This window comes from Thermoactinomyces sp. DSM 45891, assembly GCF_900119485.1.
In the GTDB taxonomy this organism is placed as follows: Bacteria; Bacillota; Bacilli; order Thermoactinomycetales; family Thermoactinomycetaceae; genus Baia.
Map to the genome: position 1 here is coordinate 288,053 of NZ_FPJZ01000001.1, position 17,921 is coordinate 305,973.

18 protein-coding genes are annotated in these 17,921 nt (G+C 43.0%); 2 read left to right on the top strand and 16 right to left on the bottom strand.

The features are described from left to right. From BT147_RS15365 to BT147_RS01470, 8 genes are all read right to left on the bottom strand, one after another. Positions 1–670 (bottom strand): alpha-helical endospore appendage domain-containing protein (locus BT147_RS15365; protein ID WP_177239625.1); only part of this gene is annotated, 670 nt, incomplete at its 3' end. A gap of 137 nt (positions 671–807) precedes the next feature. Beyond that, positions 808–1,590, bottom strand: a complete 783-nt coding sequence (locus BT147_RS01440; RefSeq protein WP_072330166.1) for an FkbM family methyltransferase — start codon at positions 1,588–1,590, stop codon at positions 808–810. Between the two features lie 122 nt (positions 1,591–1,712). After that, the gene (locus BT147_RS01445) at positions 1,713–1,928 is read right to left on the bottom strand and encodes an NINE protein (protein WP_072330168.1); all 216 of its coding nucleotides are present in this window, start codon (positions 1,926–1,928) and stop codon (positions 1,713–1,715) included. A 28-nt stretch (positions 1,929–1,956) separates the two neighbouring features. After that, positions 1,957–3,888, bottom strand: a complete 1,932-nt coding sequence (locus tag BT147_RS01450; RefSeq protein WP_072330170.1) for an ABC transporter permease — start codon at positions 3,886–3,888, stop codon at positions 1,957–1,959. 220 nt (positions 3,889–4,108) lie between these two features. Beyond that, the gene (locus BT147_RS01455; RefSeq protein ID WP_072330842.1) at positions 4,109–5,653 is read right to left on the bottom strand and encodes an acyl-CoA carboxylase subunit beta; all 1,545 of its coding nucleotides are present in this window, start codon (positions 5,651–5,653) and stop codon (positions 4,109–4,111) included. 11 nt (positions 5,654–5,664) lie between these two features. After that, positions 5,665–6,084, bottom strand: a complete 420-nt coding sequence (mce, locus tag BT147_RS01460; protein WP_072330172.1) for a methylmalonyl-CoA epimerase — start codon at positions 6,082–6,084, stop codon at positions 5,665–5,667. Further along, positions 6,081–6,524, bottom strand: a complete 444-nt coding sequence (locus tag BT147_RS01465; RefSeq protein WP_072330176.1) for a cobalamin B12-binding domain-containing protein — start codon at positions 6,522–6,524, stop codon at positions 6,081–6,083. The genes mce and BT147_RS01465 overlap by 4 nt, the downstream gene beginning before the upstream one ends. Before the next feature lie 25 nt (positions 6,525–6,549). Beyond that, positions 6,550–8,187 (bottom strand): acyl-CoA mutase large subunit family protein, encoded by a 1,638-nt coding sequence (locus tag BT147_RS01470; RefSeq protein WP_072330180.1) that lies wholly within the window; start codon positions 8,185–8,187, stop codon positions 6,550–6,552. A gap of 352 nt (positions 8,188–8,539) precedes the next feature. Here BT147_RS01470 and BT147_RS01475 point away from each other — a divergent pair, with 352 nt between their 5' ends. Then, on the top strand, positions 8,540–8,725 hold the full coding sequence (locus BT147_RS01475) for a hypothetical protein (RefSeq protein ID WP_072330183.1): 186 nt from the start codon (positions 8,540–8,542) through the stop codon (positions 8,723–8,725). A 46-nt stretch (positions 8,726–8,771) separates the two neighbouring features. Here BT147_RS01475 and lipB read toward each other — a convergent pair whose 3' ends face one another. Continuing rightward, the gene (lipB, locus tag BT147_RS01480) at positions 8,772–9,503 is read right to left on the bottom strand and encodes a lipoyl(octanoyl) transferase LipB (RefSeq protein WP_083426278.1); all 732 of its coding nucleotides are present in this window, start codon (positions 9,501–9,503) and stop codon (positions 8,772–8,774) included. Between the two features lie 163 nt (positions 9,504–9,666). Between lipB and BT147_RS15175 the strand changes: the two genes are divergently transcribed. After that, a complete protein-coding gene (locus tag BT147_RS15175) occupies positions 9,667–9,852 on the top strand; it encodes a hypothetical protein (RefSeq protein ID WP_143187873.1) in 186 nt (61 codons plus the stop codon). On the opposite strand, the gene BT147_RS01485 is transcribed toward BT147_RS15175, so the two are convergent. The 7 genes from BT147_RS01485 to yqiS all read right to left on the bottom strand — a co-directional run bounded on the left by BT147_RS01485 (position 9,849) and on the right by yqiS (position 17,810). Next, entirely contained in the window at positions 9,849–11,180 is a 1,332-nt protein-coding gene (locus tag BT147_RS01485) for a dihydrolipoamide acetyltransferase family protein (protein WP_072330187.1), read from the bottom strand. The genes BT147_RS15175 and BT147_RS01485 overlap by 4 nt on opposite strands. 41 nt (positions 11,181–11,221) lie before the next feature. Continuing rightward, a complete protein-coding gene (locus tag BT147_RS01490; protein ID WP_072330188.1) occupies positions 11,222–12,205 on the bottom strand; it encodes an alpha-ketoacid dehydrogenase subunit beta in 984 nt (327 codons plus the stop codon). A gap of 14 nt (positions 12,206–12,219) precedes the next feature. Continuing rightward, positions 12,220–13,158, bottom strand: a complete 939-nt coding sequence (locus BT147_RS01495) for a thiamine pyrophosphate-dependent dehydrogenase E1 component subunit alpha (protein WP_083426336.1) — start codon at positions 13,156–13,158, stop codon at positions 12,220–12,222. A 62-nt stretch (positions 13,159–13,220) separates the two neighbouring features. Continuing rightward, positions 13,221–14,645: a dihydrolipoyl dehydrogenase gene (gene lpdA, locus BT147_RS01500; RefSeq protein ID WP_072330192.1), complete on the bottom strand. Its 1,425-nt coding sequence runs from the start codon at positions 14,643–14,645 to the stop codon at positions 13,221–13,223. A 17-nt stretch (positions 14,646–14,662) separates the two neighbouring features. Then, complete coding sequence (buk, locus tag BT147_RS01505) at positions 14,663–15,745, bottom strand: butyrate kinase (RefSeq protein ID WP_072330194.1); 1,083 nt, start codon at positions 15,743–15,745, stop codon at positions 14,663–14,665. A gap of 29 nt (positions 15,746–15,774) precedes the next feature. Beyond that, the gene (locus BT147_RS01510; protein ID WP_072330196.1) at positions 15,775–16,869 is read right to left on the bottom strand and encodes a Leu/Phe/Val dehydrogenase; all 1,095 of its coding nucleotides are present in this window, start codon (positions 16,867–16,869) and stop codon (positions 15,775–15,777) included. 14 nt (positions 16,870–16,883) lie between these two features. After that, positions 16,884–17,810 carry a phosphate butyryltransferase gene (gene yqiS, locus BT147_RS01515; protein ID WP_072330198.1) on the bottom strand — a complete coding sequence of 309 codons (927 nt, stop codon included), beginning with the start codon at positions 17,808–17,810 and terminating at the stop codon, positions 16,884–16,886. Between the last annotated feature and the right edge of the window lie 111 nt (positions 17,811–17,921).

Genomic DNA, 17,921 nt, shown 5'->3' on the forward strand with positions numbered 1-17,921 from the left:
CAAATCCAGTGGGGCCTTGTGGGCCCGTTGGGCCTGTTTCCCCGGTAGCTCCGGCAAATCCAGTGGGGCCTTGTGGGCCCGTTTCTCCTGTAGATCCAGCAAATCCGGTGGGACCCGTTGGACCTTGGGGTCCCGTAATACCAGTAGATCCAGTTGGCACTTCTAAACTAACATTTGCTGAACCTTCTGTTACATTGACATTCAAAGTATTCGATATAATATTTAGATCTTCGCCAACAGCCACCGTAGCGATTCCATTTGCACCTGAATTACCTAGGACTCGGAATAAATTCGTGCCTGTTGGAATGGTTCCAGTTGGCACTGTACCAGTGGCTCCGACAGGACCTTGCGGACCTTGTGGACCAATGCTAGTAGTCGATTCTAAAACAGTCTCTAATTTCTGCTGCAAAATCCACTCTTTCTTCGCAATTTCACGGATTGTATCTCTAACACTACTGTTTACTAAGAGCACATCACTGATTGTAGCAACCTGAGGAGCGCTAATTCCTGGTAAGGTTCCTAAAATATACTGTAACTTTTCTCCTTCAGCATTGATAATATGACTTAATCCTAACTCCTCGAGAGCAATGGAGGATAATAGGAGGTTAACTGCATCGTCTCGTGTAATCGAAATAGTGGGAGTAATATTAGGAATATTGGATTGGGACATCTTAACACCTCCCTAATACTTCTACTTTTTCTAAATGAAAGATAATCGTTACACCCGTTTGTGTAACAATTATCTTTCCATGTATAAGAAACCAAGAAACATTCTTATATCTTGGCTCCCCAATCAAGGTGTACTACCTACCAACACTCGTCTGTAAAGACAAATTCTCCATTATAATCTCTGTCCCTTAAATCATTCTCATCTAACAAATTTCCTTCATTATCATAGATATGCCTATACATACTGAGTACTTGTAGCACGTCTTTGCACGTTTGTTCAAAGCGGTTTTTAGCTTCCATTTCAGAGAGTCCTTGTCTATTAAGGTTCTCCTTGAGAAATGGAGAGTGTAAGGATGCATAGAAAGTTGGTTTTTCGGCTTCTAGAAATTCTTTCAAACATGGAATTAAGGCATATTCACCACCTTCAATATCCATTTTTACAAAATTCACATCTCTAATATTATACTGATTCATTAAGTCAGCTATCGTAATACATTGTACTTCACATGAGTCATCGGAAATGGTGGGCATGAGACTCGAAACAGCATATCCAAATGCACCTCTTGAATACAACCGTGAAGTTCCTGTCTCTCCAGACATAGCCGAATTAATCAGTGTTACTTTAGAAGCGATAGGTGCGTTTAGGCATACATTTATCTTCAACTCTCCAAAAGCAACTGGATCTGGTTCTACCGCATAGACGTGCTTAGCTCTATGGGCTGCGTACAACACAGTAGGGCCTAGAAATGCACCGAAATCTAAATAATTATGGTCCAAATCTAAAAAGCGGTCAAAAATATTAAATGTATGTTCTTCCCAATTATTCTGATGCATGCTATGCCATAACCAAGCATTCCGTTGATTGATTAATACATCAAAGTGAGCATTTCGTTTCGAGATGGATAATACACTCTGTTCCAAAAAGTACACTCCCTTAGATTTATTTGCACATACATCATTTCTATTCGGGAATATACCTCTAATGCATGCCTATATAAAAAATGGTGCAATCATAATGATTACACCATTTTACAATTAATCTTCTATGCAATTCGATTTCGATATGCAAATCGTACATTATAATCATCCACTTGTTTTCCAAGGGTAAATAGATCATAAAGCCAGCCGATCCCGAGCAATCCACCTGTCAGCAGATAGAGAATCCCGGTTGCTACTTTTCCCAAATAAAAGCGATGCAATCCGACGAAACCACCGAGGAAGATCAATAAAATATAGGCAATCGATTTATCTTTTTTCATCATGCGACCTCCGCCATACAATCTTGTGTTATTTTCCAGACGAGATCATAACTTTGCTTAATTGTTTTAGATAGATAGCACGTATAATGAAGAAATAGATAATCTGGACTACGAAGAAACCAGAGATTCCGACTAAGGTTGGCGTTATCATATCAAGTACAGAGAAACCACCCATATGTTTATTTATAATCTGTAAGCCAATTCCAGATTCCAGTCCAGCAACGACAAGCGGTATGAAGAACAACATGGCAATTTGGATAGTAGAGGTTCGCTTCATATCCCTTGTGCTTAACCCCACTTTGGAAAGCATATGGTACATTCGTTGATCCTGATTTAAATCGGTATACAGCTTAAAGTATAGGAAACTAGCTGAGGCAACCGAGAACACTGCTGCCATAAAGAGGGCAATAAAGGTGAATATACTACGCGCTTGTTGGAAGCCAATATACGACCCTGCTCGAGTATCTATATAACTATCTTCCTGCTCCTGACCCATATTTTGTAGCTTAGTACTCAGTTTTGCTTGAACCGAATCAGAACGAGGATAGTCTGTATTAGACCAAGCTGGAACATGATAATACACAGATGTCCTTTCCTGCGCACGAATGTCTTCTTTTGCTTCATCTACTTTTTTTATTTCATCGGCTAAAATTTGTTTATAGGTTTCATCACTTACCACTAATCTCGAGGAGTAATCTATCGATTTTTCAATGTTACCAACGACTTGAAGATTATATTTCGATACTTTTTGTCCTGCTTGTACTTTTTCAGGTTCCTTTTCGAGTGTACTAACTAGGAAAATAGCCTCGTTAGGCTTCAATTTTTGCGGAGCTTTTCGCTCAAGCACCTTCGCCATTTGGGCATACTCAGACTCTTTCATGACATTTACATACTTTTTACTACCCAGCTTGAGATTTACCGTTTTACCAGTCACCTTATCAAATTTGAGCCCAGCACCTTGTAGTTCTTGATCAATCTTCTTCACTTCACCTTCCCAGTTCTTATACTCTTTAAAAAGATTAAATTCAAGAGCAAACGGTGTCTCTTTAAATCGAGCTTTCGCATCTTGATCAAAAGAGTAGACAAGCCCTGCTCCGGCAGAAGCCATCGCGATTACAATCGTAACCATAAAAAACATCCGAGCATTATCTTTTATCTTGTAAGCCATCTCGGAAACCCATAACATTCTCGTACCCTTCCAAAAGAAGGATCGACTTTTTTTCAATAGTCTCATCAAGTACACACTTAATTGAGTAAAAAAGAAATAATTTCCGATAATCCCGAGGCCAAGAGCCCAGTAAAAATTATTAAAATCATCATAGAGCAAATAGTATGCGGTGCCAATTGAGACAAGTGAAAAAAGAACGAGTAGAATATGAGCTTTCGGTTCTGTTTTCGGTTTACTTGTCCCCATCAAAAGCTCAAGGGCTCTTTTTTGACGAATGAAGAATAAGGTCGCAAAGGAAATTACGAGATATAAAGCTGCAAATGATGCCGCTGTAAGTCCCATTGCTTTCAGTGGGAAGTAAAACGGAAGTTTCGTCTCTACCACACTAGATCCGTACACAAGAAATATTTTTGAAAAAAGGAGTCCACCTAAAATCCCGGCTACAATCGCCCCAAAACCAATTAATATGTTTTCTAGAAAAACAAGTTTATTAATTTGGTTTCGCTGTGCTCCTAAAATCGTCAACACACCAAACTCTTTATTCCTGATTTTCAAGAAAGCGCTAATCGAATAAAGGACAAATAAAAATGAGAATACAAATGTAACATAGGATGCTCCTTTCATCCCCATCTTCGCAGCCTCACCGAGGCCTGATTTTGCTAATTCAGGATGATAGATAAATAAAGCATAGGTAAAAAAGATCATGACGGCAAACGCACTACTTAAAAAGTAAGCAGAGTATGCACGTAAGTTACGTTTGACATTATTAAACGCAAACTGACGAAAATTCATGTTTCGTTCCTCCTAGAGTAACAAATTAGTACAAATGCTACTGTTTTTCTGTTATTTGGTTGATGAAATTAGTGTAACAGGGGAGGAAAATAGAGAGAATGAAATTACCTTACATGAACCTTAAACATTTGTAAGGATTGACGAGACTAATCACGATATCGACGTATAGAACTCAAAAAAGTAGGTACCTCTGCATAAAAGGTACCTACTTTTTTCAAATCTACAAAGGAATATTTCCATGCTTTTTATAAGGTCTTGTATCTTTTTTATTACGCAATAACTCTAGTGCACTCATTAACTTTATGCGTGTTTCCCGTGGATCGATCACATCGTCAACCATGCCATAAGCTGCGGCAACATAAGGGTTAGCAAACTTATCTTTGTATTCGGCAATCTTCGCTTGACGAACTTCTTCCGGGTTTTCGCTCTCATTAATCTCTCTACTAAAGATAATATTGGCTGCTCCCTCCGGACCCATCACTGCTATTTCAGCAGAGGGCCAAGCGTAAACGATGTCTGCACCGATCCCCTTACTATTTAATGCGACATAGGCACCGCCAAATGCTTTCCGTAATATCACCGAGATACGTGGTACGGTAGCTTCAGAGTATGCATATAAAATCTTGGCCCCGTGGCGGATAATTCCACGATGCTCTTGATTCACACCTGGGAAGAATCCAGTCACATCAATCAATGTAATAACTGGTATGTTGAAGCAGTCACAAAAACGAACAAAGCGACTTAGTTTATCAGAAGAGTCGATATCGAGCCCACCGGCCATCACTTTGGGTTGATTGGCTACGATTCCCACACTCTCCCCGCCGATTCTGGCAAAGCCAACGACGATGTTTCGAGCAAATTTCTCTTGTACTTCCATAAATGAGTGATCATCAACCAACTGATCGATCACTTTACGGACATCGTAAACCTTCGTGCCTTCGACGGGCACAACCTCTGCTAATTCCTCGATCCATTCATCTGTAATTTTCTCAATCTCTTTTTTAGCTGGCTTTTCTTGATTGTTAGATGGAAGATAAGATAATAATTTCCGAACTTGCTCTAACACTTCAGGCTCGCTTGCAGCTGTGAAGTGCGCATTTCCACTAATGCTACTATGAACCGAAGCACCACCTAATTCTTCGGAACTAATCTTCTCCCGAGTAACAGTTTCGATCACTTTTGGCCCTGTAATAAACATTTGCGAAGTCGTTTCCACCATAAACACGAAATCAGTAATCGCTGGCGAATATACTGCCCCACCTGCACACGGCCCCATGATCACCGATATCTGAGGCACAACACCTGAGTAGATCGAGTTGCGATAAAAGACATGTCCATAGCCATCCAGAGACATAACGCCTTCTTGAATGCGGGCGCCACCAGAATCGTTCAATCCAATGATGGGGCATCCATTTTGTGCAGCTAAGTCCATCATGCGGGAGATTTTTAAAGCATGCATCTCTCCCAATGCTCCACCGAACACGGTAAAATCTTGTGCAAATACGTAGACGGTTCTGCCGTGCACTTTCCCGTATCCTGTTACGACGCCTTCTCCAGGTGCATCCACCTGATCCATATCAAAATGGCTAGAACGGTGCTCAATGAATGGGTTTAACTCTACAAACGTGTTTTCATCAAGTAAAAGATCGACTCTCTCTCTCGCCGTCAGTTTCCCACGTTTATGCTGGGCCTTAATTCGTCTGTCTCCCCCACCCATTTCAATCTTACGACGTCGTTCGTACATTTCATTGATTTTCGTATGCATGTCCACAAGCATCACTCCATTTCAGCAAGGGTCTTTTGACAAAGTTCCATGAGTGCTCCATGGGTTGATTTAGGATGTAAAAAGGCAATTTGCATCTGATGGGCTCCGGCCTTTGGCTCTTCATGTATTAATCTGGTTCCCTGTTCTCGCAGATTTTGCAGGCATGTGCGAATGTCGGCTACTTCCAACGCGAGATGATGAAGCCCTTCTCCACGTTTCTCGATGAATTTGGCAATCGCACTTGAAGGAGCAATCGGCTCCAGTAATTCAATGCGACTCTCACCGATATCAAAAAAGGCGACTTTTACTTGTTCGCTCTCTACCACCTCGATCGAAGTAAGGGGAAGCCCCAGCTGCTCTTCATAAAAGGGGATACTCTCTTCTAAGCTCCGAACCGCGATTCCAATGTGACTAATCTTTTTTGGGTTCACTGTTGAGTACCTCCAGAGTTGGTTAGAGAACCCTCCCAGCCTTTTTCTTCTTTCATTAGTTGGCGAATAAACTGTGCTGTTTGTTGAATCGTTGTCCCGGGGGTAAAGATTTCCCAAATCCCCTGTTGCTTTAAGATCGGAATATCTTCTTGTGGGATTACGCCCCCTCCGAAAACCAGTATATCATCTGCTTTTTGTTCTTTTAGTAATGTTACAACTACTGGAAACAGCTCCATGTGAGCTCCAGATAAACAAGATAATCCAATGAGATCTACATCTTCTTGAATCGCCATCGCCACGATTTGTGCAGGGGATTGTCGTAGTCCCGTATAGATGACTTCCATTCCCTCATCTCGTAGCCCTTGTGCAATAATGAGCGCTCCACGATCATGACCATCTAAGCCCGGTTTCCCGATTAATATACGTATTGGACGCAACATAGTAGGTAGTCCTCCCTCAAACAAATCAATATGGTTGATACTCTCCAAATACTTTTCGCATCGTATGGCAAATTTCGCCCACTGTCGCGTAATTCCGTACCGCATCAATGATAAACGGCATTAGATTTTCCGTTCCTGAAGCAGCTTGTTCTAAGGCTGCTAAACACTTTTCGACTGCCTGATTATCGCGCCGTAAACGTAGGTCTTGTAAATCAGCGATTTGCTTCTTTCCAAGCTCTGGGTCGACTCGTAGTAGTTCAGGTTGGACTTCATTTTCAATTTGATATTGATTCATACCCACTACAATTTCCATTCCATTTTCGATATTCCGCTGGGTCTCCAGGGCCACTCGATGAATTTCACGTTGCATAAACCCTTGTTCCACTGCAGAAACCGCTCCCCCTAGCTGTTCGATCTTCTCTAGATAGCGATTCGCTTCATCTTCCATCGCATCAGTAAGTGCCTCCACATAGTAGGACCCACCGAGTGGGTCTACTGTATCTGCTACACCACTTTCCAAAGCAAGAATTTGCTGCGTTCGGAGGGCAATTCGTGCCGACTCTTCCGTAGGCAATGCAAGTGCTTCATCACGTGAATTTGTATGTAAGCTTTGGGTCCCTCCTAACACAGCGGCTAGTGCCTGTACCGTAACACGAACGATATTGTTATCTGGCTGTTGCGCTGTTAATGTGGAACCTCCTGTTTGCGTATGAAAACGCAACTGCCAAGAACGTTCATTTTTAGCGCCAAAGCGATCTTTCATAATCCCCGCCCAGATTCGGCGTGCAGCGCGGAACTTAGCAATTTCCTCAAAGAAATTATTATGGGCATTGAAGAAAAATGACAATCGCGGAGCAAACTTATCTATCTCGAGTCCTGCATCAAGTGCTGCTTGAACATAAGCCATCCCGTTGGCTAAGGTAAACGCTACCTCTTGCACAGCGGTAGATCCTGCTTCCCGGATATGATATCCGCTGATACTAATCGTATTCCATTTCGGCACATGCTCCGTACAGTAAGCAAATATATCTGTAATGAGACGCATAGATTGCTTCGGCGGATAGATATAGGTACCACGTGCAATATATTCCTTTAAAATATCATTTTGTATCGTTCCTGTTATCTGGTTAGCCGAAATGCCTTGTTTCTCTCCCACCACGATGTACATCGCAAGCAGGACAGAAGCAGAAGAATTAATCGTCATCGATGTACTTACTCGATCAAGTGGGATTTCGGCTAATAACCGCTCCATATCTTCTAGACTATCAATCGCTACTCCTACTTTTCCCACCTCTCCAATCGACATCGGATCATCGGAGTCGTAACCGATTTGAGTTGGCAAGTCAAAAGCAACACTTAATCCAGTCTGTCCCTGCTCTAATAAGTAACGAAATCGCTTATTTGTCTCTGTTGCGGAACCAAATCCTGCATATTGGCGCATCGTCCATAAACGGCTTCGGTACATATTAGGATGAATGCCTCTTGTATAAGGATATTCCCCGGGAAAACTTACTTTTTCATCTATATTATCTACATGCTGATAGTAGAGTGGTTGTACTTCAATCTCAGAATGTGTGGCAAAAAAAGGCTTACGCTCAGGTGCCTTTGCACATACCTTCTCTACTTTTTGTTGCCATGATTTGTGACGTTCATGATGTGTCATTGTGCAACTCCCTCCTATCCGTTTCCGTTACAAGTTTTTTAGATTAACTAAGAAGTTACTTCATTTATAATCCTGCATTTATTGTTATCCTTCTTATAATACCATGCATTCTGATATTTCATAAGAAAAGCGCCCTAACTTTAAATGCGACTAGATCCCACTCATTTAGGCTATCCTTTTTACTATATCAGAAAGAGAATCATAACAGGAGTACCCATCAAAGTTTGTGAAGCCATAGACATTCCCTGATCCATTGGGTACAATAATACGTGTATTTTCAACTGGACCTACTAAATAGGTTTTCCTTCGCATGGATAATGGCTTTGTGATAAACAGAAGGCAGGTGTTATGTATGTCCGTATTCTGGCAATATTTTATGGTACCTATTATGGTAATCATCAGTGTGCTCGCTGTACGCGGATTCCTCTTTAACAAGAGAACCGGCAATAAAGGTGGAATTCTCCTGGGTGGTGGATTTACAGCCGCAACTTTATTGGTAACTGCATTGTCCGTATATGACTTACTTGTTGGTCTATAAACCTACTACATAACCTCCACTCGAATATTCAAGTGGAGGTTATGCATTACCGGTACTCTTTGCGAATCCAACTAAGTACGTCCTCTTCATCCTCTACTACATAGGAAGACAAACACCTTTCATCCTTCGCTTTCCAACCAAACACTTCTTCCACCGCTTCGATTACATAATCCATCACGGGAGCAAGATCTATTTCTCTCCCTAGTAGCTTTTCAAGCGAGGTAACTCCGTATTCCTGAATGCCACACGGGATAATGGTTTGAAAAAACTGAAGGTCACTGTTTACATTTAGCGCAAATCCGTGACTAGTAATATATCCTTTTCGCGTACGAGCACGATTAAATTTTACCCCTATAGCCGCTACTTTCTCTTCTCCAATCCAGACCCCGGTATACGGCGCTTTTCGGCTTGGTTGTAGCCCAAAGTGGCGCAAGGCAATGATGAGAACTTCTTCCAACTGACGCAGATAGGCGTGCGCATCATTTCCCTGTGTTGCTAGGTCAAAAATAGGATAACCCACCAACTGTCCCGGTCCATGATAGGTAACATCCCCACCGCGATCAATCTCAACCAGATCCATTCCCATCTCGGCATACTGCTCTTTAGAAAATAGTAAGTTCTCTGTATGGCTTCCTCTTCCTAGTGTGAGGGTATGAGGATGTTCTAATAGCAAGAGTTGGCTGGGAAGACCTTCGTGGTCGATCTCGTGTACGAGCTTTTTTTGTAGATCCCAGGCTTCTTGATATGGAATGGGACCTAATCGTTGTATTTCAAACATGTTGCTCACATCCTAGTAGGGCTTTGTCCGATATGTATTGTACTGTATTGATTGTACCATAAGTTATTTAAATAGATCTAAAAGGACAGATGATAGGCTTGTTGATGAATCAGAGTACCGGAGCCATATATCTGCCCGCATCATAGAAGTAAGGAGTGTCTATTTGATACCGGCGATGTTAGCGATCCTACCTAGTGCAGATATCCGTAGCATGGGGCGCTTTGGTGCAACATATCTGAGCGCTTTTTGCGAGTTTTGCACCAGCCCCAACACTTCATTACTCGAACAACGAACAGGCACCCTACTCAGAGCACCTGTTCATCATCTAAACGAACTCTTACCAAGTTAAAATGTTGAATCGACCGTATACTCCTCTAGCAATTCTTTTACACGTGCTAAGAATCGCCCTGCTACTAGACCATCTAATACCCGATGATCCAACGACATACAGATGTTCATCATATCACGCACAGCAAACATATGATTCACCACTACAGGACGCTTCACAATCGCTTCAAAAGAGAGAATCGCGGCTTGTGGTTGGTTAATAATCGGTTGAGACATAACAGATCCGAAAGATCCTGTGTTATTAACCGTGAACGTTCCACCTTGTAGATCGCTTAGGTCTAGTTTTCCAGCACGAGTCTTCTGGGCTAAGGTGTTTACTTTCTTAGCAAGTCCCAAAATCGAAAGCTCATCCACGTCTGGAATCACCGGCACATAAAGTGCATCATCCGTTGCCACTGCGATCGAGATATTAATCCTCTTCTTCTGAACGATCTTATCCCCACCCCACATGGAGTTAATAACTGGGAATTCCTTTAAGGCATCACTAACGGCTTTGATAAAGAATGGCATAAAGGTCAATGATACACCTTCACGAACTTTAAAATCATTTTTCATCTTATTACGAAGTTCAACGAGACCCGTTACATCCACTTCCATCATCGTCCATGCATGTGGTGCCTCGTGTTTACTTTGCACCATACGGCTGGCGATGGTTTTACGCACACTAGTAAGAGGGATCTCGATATCGCCTTCTTCTGTGACAACTCCCATAGCTGGTTTGCTAGCTGGTGGAGTTGTCGAAAGTGCTGTATCCACATCGACAGTAGGTGCCTGTGCTACCACAGATTCATCCATTGAAACTGCCTGAGGAGCAGGAGCACTTCCCACTTTTCCGATTCCTTGTTCTATAGCGGTCAAGATATCTTTTCGAGTAATTCGACCGCCTGCACCTGTTCCCGTAAGAAGAGTAAGATCGATATCGTGTTCCTGCGATAAGCGTAAAACTGCTGGGGAGAAGCGTCCACTGTCTGAACCACGTTTACCAGCTAAGTCTACTTTGGCTGGAGCTGGGGATGAAGCATTCGTTGTAGCCGGCTTCGATTCTTCTACAGCAGGGGTAGCTGGAGCCGCCGTACTTGCTTCTTCCGCACCTTCCTCTGCCATTTTGCAAATAATCTCTCCAACTGCTACGGTCTCGCCTTCTCCTGCCACGATCTCAACCATCGTTCCCTCAAACGTAGCAGGAACCTCTGCATTTACTTTATCTGTCGATACTTCACAGATTGCTTCATACTTGGCTACAGGGTCACCCGGTTTCTTTAACCACTTGGCAATGGTGCCTTCTGTAACACTCTCACCAAGCTGAGGCATTTTAATTTCAGTTGCCATCGCTGGATCCTCCTTCAATTCGTCTGCTTACATGATGAAAATTAGAATTCTGCTAGTTCACGGACTGCTTTGGCAATTTTATCTGGGTTTAAGATAAATTCCTTTTCCAATGTCGGACTATATGGCATAGCAGGAACATCTGGACCCGCAAGACGGCGTACAGGAGCATCTAGCTCAAAGAATGCCTCTTCGGCAATAATCGCTGATACCTCGCCACCAAAGCCACCTGTAAGATTATCTTCATGAACCACGAGTACTTTTCCCGTCTTAGCAACGGCTTCTAAAACGGCTTCTTTATCGAGTGGAACCAAGGTACGCAAATCGAGAACGTGTACACTAATCCCGTCTTTTTCTAGCTGTTCTGCCGCTTGCAGAGCAAAGTGAACCATCATTCCGTATGTAATAACGGTTACATCTGTCCCTTCGCGCTTCACGTCAGCCTTACCGATTGGAATCGTATAATCATCCGCAGGTACTTCCCCTTTAATCAGGCGGTAGCAACGTTTATGCTCAAAGAATAAAACTGGATCATCATCACGAATAGCAGATTTCAACAAACCTTTTACATCATAGGGGGTAGATGGAGTGACAATTTTCAAACCAGGTACTCCTGTAAAGATTTTCTCTACACTTTGAGAATGGTAAAGCGCACCGTGAATCCCTCCGCCATATGGAGCACGCACGACCATTGGACAAGACCACCTATTATTAGAGCGATAACGAATTTTAGACGCTTCACTTATGATCTGGTTGATAGCCGGCATAATAAAGTCAGCAAATTGCATCTCTGCAATCGGACGCTTTCCATACGCGGCGGCTCCGATCGCCACACCCGCAATTGCAGATTCTGTCAGAGGGGTATCCAGTACACGATCCTCTCCAAACTCACTATATAAACCGTCCGTAGCGCGGAATACTCCACCACGCACACCTACGTCTTCTCCTAACACGAATACCTGAGAGTCCCGTTGCATCTCCTCACGCATCGCCAGCGTTACTGCTTCGATATAAGACATTACTGCCATGTTGATGGTTCCCCCTATTCCGCAAATACGTATTTATATGTTTCTGATGGATCTGGGTAGGCTGCCTTTTCTGCATAATCGGTAGCAGCATCTACTTCCTTCTTGATCTCTGCTTGAATCTGCTCATCTGACTCTTCTGTTAAGATACCATGATCCAGCAAGTATCCGCGATATTGGAACAACGAATCTTTTTTCTTCGCCTCATCCACTTCTTCACGGGAACGGTAGGTACGATCATCGTCATCACTTGAGTGGGGAACCAAACGATAGGAAATGGTTTCCACCAAGGTTGGCCCTTCTCCTCGACGTCCACGTTCCACTGCCTCTTTTACAGCACGATACACCTCTAGTGGATCGTTTCCATCTACTGAAACGCCCGGCATACCATAACCAGCACCACGAGCTGCGATACTTCCACCCGCAACTTGCTTCTCTAGCGGGACGGAGATTGCGTACTGGTTGTTTTGTACCATAAAGATAACCGGCAATTTATGAACACCAGCAAAGTTCATCGCTTCATGCAAGTCCCCTTGGTTTGCAGAACCTTCGCCACATGTCGTAAGAACGACAAAATCTTTTTTATCCAGCTTTCCCGCATACGCAATTCCTGTAGCATGTACCATCTGAGTGGTTACAGGAGAAGAGCCTGTGAGAATTCGATAACGATGATCACCAAAGTGGCCCGGCATCTGACGTCCACCACTATTTGGGTCTTCTGCTTTTGCAAAGGAAGAGAGCAGATAATCTTTAGCCGTTTGTCCCATTACCATCACAAGCCCCATATCACGATAGTACGGACATAACCAATCCTTTTCCGTATCAAGTGCAAATCCAGCGCCTACTTGTGCCGCTTCATGCCCTTGACAAGAAATAACAAATGGGATCTTACCTGCACGGTTTAATAACCAAGTACGCTCGTCTGTTTTACGTGCTAGTGACATATATCGATACATACTAACTGCTTGCTCATCTGTTAACCCTAACTCTTTATGTTTCAAGGAAATCCCCCCTCAAATTAACCATGAATCGCCTTTCCATCTACAGCAAGTGCTACTTCTCCATATACCTCTGACAACGTAGGATGCGGATGAATCGCTTGCGAGATCTCCCATGCCGTCGCATCGAGAACCTTAGCCAGTCCGGCCTCTCCGATTAGATCCGTTGCATGTGCACCAATGATATGTACACCTAACAAATCATCTGTTTTCGCATCCGATATCATCTTAATAAATCCATCTGTCTCACCAAATACAAGGGATTTCCCTACTCCGCGGAATGGAAATTTCCCAACCTTCACTTCATACCCGCGATCTTTTGCTTCTTGCTCTGTAAAACCGATGCTTCCTACCTCTGGACGACTGTACGTACAGCGAGGAACCATTGTACTATCAATGGCATGTACATCTTTTCTAGCCATATGTTCAACCGCTAAAATCCCTTCATGAGAAGCCACGTGAGCTAGTTGATAGCCACCGTTTACATCCCCAATCGCGTAAATATGGGATTCTGCTGTTTGCATAAAGTCGTTTACTTGAATAACGCCTTTTTCCACTTTGATGGAAGTGTTTTGTAAGCCGATATCTTCGATATTAGCCTGACGACCTACTGAAACAAATACTTTCTCTGCTTCAAATGTCTCCATCTTACCATCTTTTTCAGCCACAACAGTTACAGAACCATCAGCCACCTTCACTTCTTCAGAAAGAACCTTCGCATTTGTAATTACTTTTACTTTCCGTTTTTTGAAAATACGAGTCATTTCTTTACTAACATCTGCATCTTCAAACGGTAAAATTCGATCAGCATATTCAATTATGGTTACTTCCACACCAAAATCACTTAGCATCGAAGCCCACTCGATCCCAATCACGCCTCCCCCAATAATAATCATCGATTTCGGAAGCGTTTCCATTTTCAATGCATGATCCGAGTTCAATATATGAATCCCATCGATCTCAAGTCCCGGAAGAGTACGCGGACGAGAGCCTGTTGCAACCATCACAAATTGAGGGATAAGCATATCTGATTCTCCCCCATCCGCTCTTTCTACCGAAATCGTGCCTGGCATAGGAGAAAAGATAGAGGGCCCTAAAATGCGACCAAACCCCTTGTAGACGTCTACTTTATTTTTTTTAAGAAGCCCTTCCACTCCTTTATGGAGCTGGGAAACGATTTCATTTTTTCGTTTTTGCACTAAGTTCATGGAGAGCTGAACATCACCCGCAGTGATCCCATAACTCTCACTATTTTTCATTTCGTGATATACTTCAGCACTTCGCAGGAGGGACTTACTCGGAACACAACCTCTATGTAAGCACACTCCACCCACATGTTCTTTTTCAACTACAGCCACTTTCATTCCTAGTTGCGTAGCCCGGACAGCAGCTACATAGCCGCCCGGCCCCGCACCAAGGACCACGAGATCATAATTTTCTGCCATGCTCTTCTCGTCTCCTTTTACTGTGGTGGATATTGTTTTGCTTCTTCTTCTTGACGTAACACGCGAAGAGCACCTTCTGCAAGAGCTTGTAGTTCATCTTCACCCGGAACAACGCAAACCGGAGCAATCCACTCTACGCGTTCCTGAATCATCGACGTAAAGAGTTGTCCATATGCTAACCCGCCCGTCAAAATGATCTGATCTACTTCCCCTTTTAATACAGCTGCATACGCACCAATCTCTTTTGCTACTTGATAGGCCATAGCTTCATATACGAGTTTGGCTCTTGTATCTCCTTCTTGAATCCGCTCTTCTACTTCTCTTGCATCCGTCGTTCCTAGATACCCCATGAGTCCACCTTTACCCACGATCATCTTCATAATTTCGCTCGCAAAATATTTCCCTGAATAACTAAGAGCTACTAAGTCACCTACAGGTAACGTACCCGCACGCTCTGGTGAAAAAGGGCCTTCTCCTGCAAGTCCATTATTTACATCAATGACACGTCCTTTTTGATGGGCCCCTACTGTAATTCCTCCACCCATGTGGACAATCAAATAATTAACTTCTTCATAACGTTTGTTTTGCTCTTTGGCTACACGACGTGCAACTGCTTTTTGATTTAACGCATGAAAGATACTACGGCGTTCAATCTCTGGAACACCTGAGATTCTCGCCACTGGTTGTAGTTCGTCCACCACTACAGGGTCGACGATAAACGCAGGAATTTGTAGTTGATTAGCAATGTCACTGGCAATCAATCCCGCTAAATTGGAAGCATGCATTCCGTAGCGACCGGATCGCAAGTCCGCTAACATCGTGTCATTAATAGCATACGTGCCACCAGGGATAGGGCGTAATAAGCCTCCCCTAGCAACAATGGCATGAAATCGGGTTATATTCATACCCTCTCGATCCAATGTATCTAAAATCACTTGTTTACGAAAGGGATATTGACTCACTAACTCCGGAAATTGAGCCAACTCTTTTGCATTATGACGTAGGGTAATATCTAAGATCGCTTTCTCATTATCAAATACCCCTATTTTGGTCGAGGTAGATCCAGGGTTTATCGTAAGAACCCGTAAGACTTCATGCACTTCTAACACTCCTAACAATCCCGAACATATTATCGTTGATTGAGCGAATGTCGCTCTGTTTGTACAAAGGTACTACGAGATTGGCGCAACGAAGCGATCCGCTCTTCTGCCATACGGTCAGCCGCTTGATAACTTGGGATCCCGTCCCGTTTCGCAATCTCAAATACACGTAGAATGTTGTCATAGATTCCTTCTACTTTTTTCATCGCCCGCTCTGGATTATACCCTACTAGTTCATCCGCAACGTTAATTAATCCACCTGCATTAATCACATAGTCTGGAGCATATACCATTCCGCGCTCCTCTAGTATGTCACCGTGGCGATCTTCACGTAATTGGTTATTAGCAGAACCAGCAACCACTTTACATTTCAAGCGCTCAATTGTGTCATCATTAATGATTCCACCTAAAGCACATGGAGCAAAAATGTCACATTCCACATCGTAAATTTCCTCCGGAGACACACGAATTGCACCGAAGTCATTTACTGCCCGTTGCACATTTTCTTCATTAATATCCGTAACGATTAATTTTACATTTTCTTTATGGAGGTATTCACACATGCTATAAGCTACATTTCCAACACCTTGAACAGCTACAACAAGCCCATCTAAAGCATCAGATCCAAATGCTTCTTTCGCTGCTGCCTTCATCCCTTTATAAACTCCAAATGCTGTTACAGGAGATGGGTTACCTGAAGAACCGAATGCTGGAGAAATCCCCGTAACATACTTTGTTTCCAAGTGAATGAGATCCATATCTTCTACGCTTGTTCCAACATCCTCAGCCGTAATATAACGTCCGTTTAATCCTTCGATATAACGACCTAGAGAACGGAATAATTCTTCACTCTTATCTTTTTTAGGGTCTCCAATCAAAACTGTTTTCCCACCGCCGAGGTTAAGACCCGCTGCTGCCGCTTTATATGTCATTCCTCTTGCTAAACGAAGTGCATCTTCCATTGCCTCTTCTTCCGTAGCATATGTCCACATGCGTAAACCACCAAGCGCAGGCCCGAGTGTAGTATCATGAATCGCAATAATCGCTTTTAATCCAGAGTTCTTATCTTGACAAATGACGACTTGCTCATAATCATATTTCTCCATGTAGTCAAACAGTTTCATTAGACTATCCCCTTTCAACTATTACCGTTTTTGAAATGGTCGGCTTGTAGTACAGCCATAGCAATCGAATATAGCTTTGCTTCAGCTGAATCAGCTCGCGATGTTAATACAATCGGAGCCTTTGCACCCAGTACAAGCGCGCCAATCTTCGCCTTTGCAAAATAAACCATTGATTTATAAAGAATATTTCCTGCCTCAATGTCAGGAACGAATAAAACATCTGCTTTACCAGCTACAGGACTATGAATGCCTTTATGCTCTGCAGATTCAACAGATACCGCATTATCCAGTGCAAAAGGTCCATCCACAATCGCACCTTTAATTTGTCCACGGCGATTCATCTGGGACAGTGCCGCTGCATCTAAAGTAGGTTGCATAGAAGGATTTACGACTTCTACTGCGCCGAGCACCGCTACTTTCGGTTCTGAAAGACCTAATGAATGGCAGAAATCAATTACATTTTCAAGAATTTGTACCTTATCCTTTAATTCAGGAGCCACATTTAACGCTGGGTCTGTTACATGGATTAGATGGTCAAAGCCAGGAACTTCAAATGAAGCAACATGGCTTAGTACTTTTCCAGCCCGTAAGCCCTTTTCTTTATTTAATACGGCACGAAGAAAGTCAGCGGTTTGCACCATACCTTTCATCAGTACATCTGCACGTTTTTCACTAACAGCCGTCACTGCCAATAAGCACGCCTCCGCAATCGAGGTAGCATGTACCACTTCCCCTGACGCCAGATCTAAGCCAATCTCAGAGCCGATCGAGCGAATCTTCTCTTCATCTCCAAACAATACAAAGTCGGCAATTCGATGCTTCTTAGCATCTAGCACAGCTTCTAACACTTCTTGATCAGCTGCTGCCGCGACTGCTACGGTTACAGAAGGAAGAGATTCTGCATACTTCACTACTTGCTCAAACGTTGTTAACATTTTCATGATGACCTACACCTCTTTGACCAACTAAGTGGCTAAATGTAATTAAATATAACGAATCGGAAGCCGCTAGTCACCCTTTTATTATGCAAGAACAATGCCAACACCATAAAA

What these genes read in the sequence shown, in the direction of transcription:
- yqiS (WP_072330198.1), bottom strand. Translation starts at nt 17,810, where the DNA reads ATGAAAATGTTAACAACGTTTGAGCAAGTAGTGAAGTATGCAGAATCT.
- BT147_RS01495 (WP_083426336.1), bottom strand. Translation starts at nt 13,158, where the DNA reads ATGTATCGATATATGTCACTAGCACGTAAAACAGACGAGCGTACTTGG.
- BT147_RS01470 (WP_072330180.1), bottom strand. Translation starts at nt 8,187, where the DNA reads ATGACACATCATGAACGTCACAAATCATGGCAACAAAAAGTAGAGAAG.
- BT147_RS01455 (WP_072330842.1), bottom strand. Translation starts at nt 5,653, where the DNA reads ATGCATACGAAAATCAATGAAATGTACGAACGACGTCGTAAGATTGAA.
- BT147_RS01445 (WP_072330168.1), bottom strand. Translation starts at nt 1,928, where the DNA reads ATGAAAAAAGATAAATCGATTGCCTATATTTTATTGATCTTCCTCGGT.
- BT147_RS01465 (WP_072330176.1), bottom strand. Translation starts at nt 6,524, where the DNA reads ATGTTGCGTCCAATACGTATATTAATCGGGAAACCGGGCTTAGATGGT.
- lipB (WP_083426278.1), bottom strand. Translation starts at nt 9,503, where the DNA reads ATGTTTGAAATACAACGATTAGGTCCCATTCCATATCAAGAAGCCTGG.
- BT147_RS01510 (WP_072330196.1), bottom strand. Translation starts at nt 16,869, where the DNA reads ATGAAACTGTTTGACTACATGGAGAAATATGATTATGAGCAAGTCGTC.
- BT147_RS01485 (WP_072330187.1), bottom strand. Translation starts at nt 11,180, where the DNA reads ATGGCAACTGAAATTAAAATGCCTCAGCTTGGTGAGAGTGTTACAGAA.
- BT147_RS01475 (WP_072330183.1), top strand. Translation starts at nt 8,540, where the DNA reads ATGTCCGTATTCTGGCAATATTTTATGGTACCTATTATGGTAATCATC.
- BT147_RS01490 (WP_072330188.1), bottom strand. Translation starts at nt 12,205, where the DNA reads ATGGCAGTAATGTCTTATATCGAAGCAGTAACGCTGGCGATGCGTGAG.
- BT147_RS01450 (WP_072330170.1), bottom strand. Translation starts at nt 3,888, where the DNA reads ATGAATTTTCGTCAGTTTGCGTTTAATAATGTCAAACGTAACTTACGT.
- lpdA (WP_072330192.1), bottom strand. Translation starts at nt 14,645, where the DNA reads ATGGCAGAAAATTATGATCTCGTGGTCCTTGGTGCGGGGCCGGGCGGC.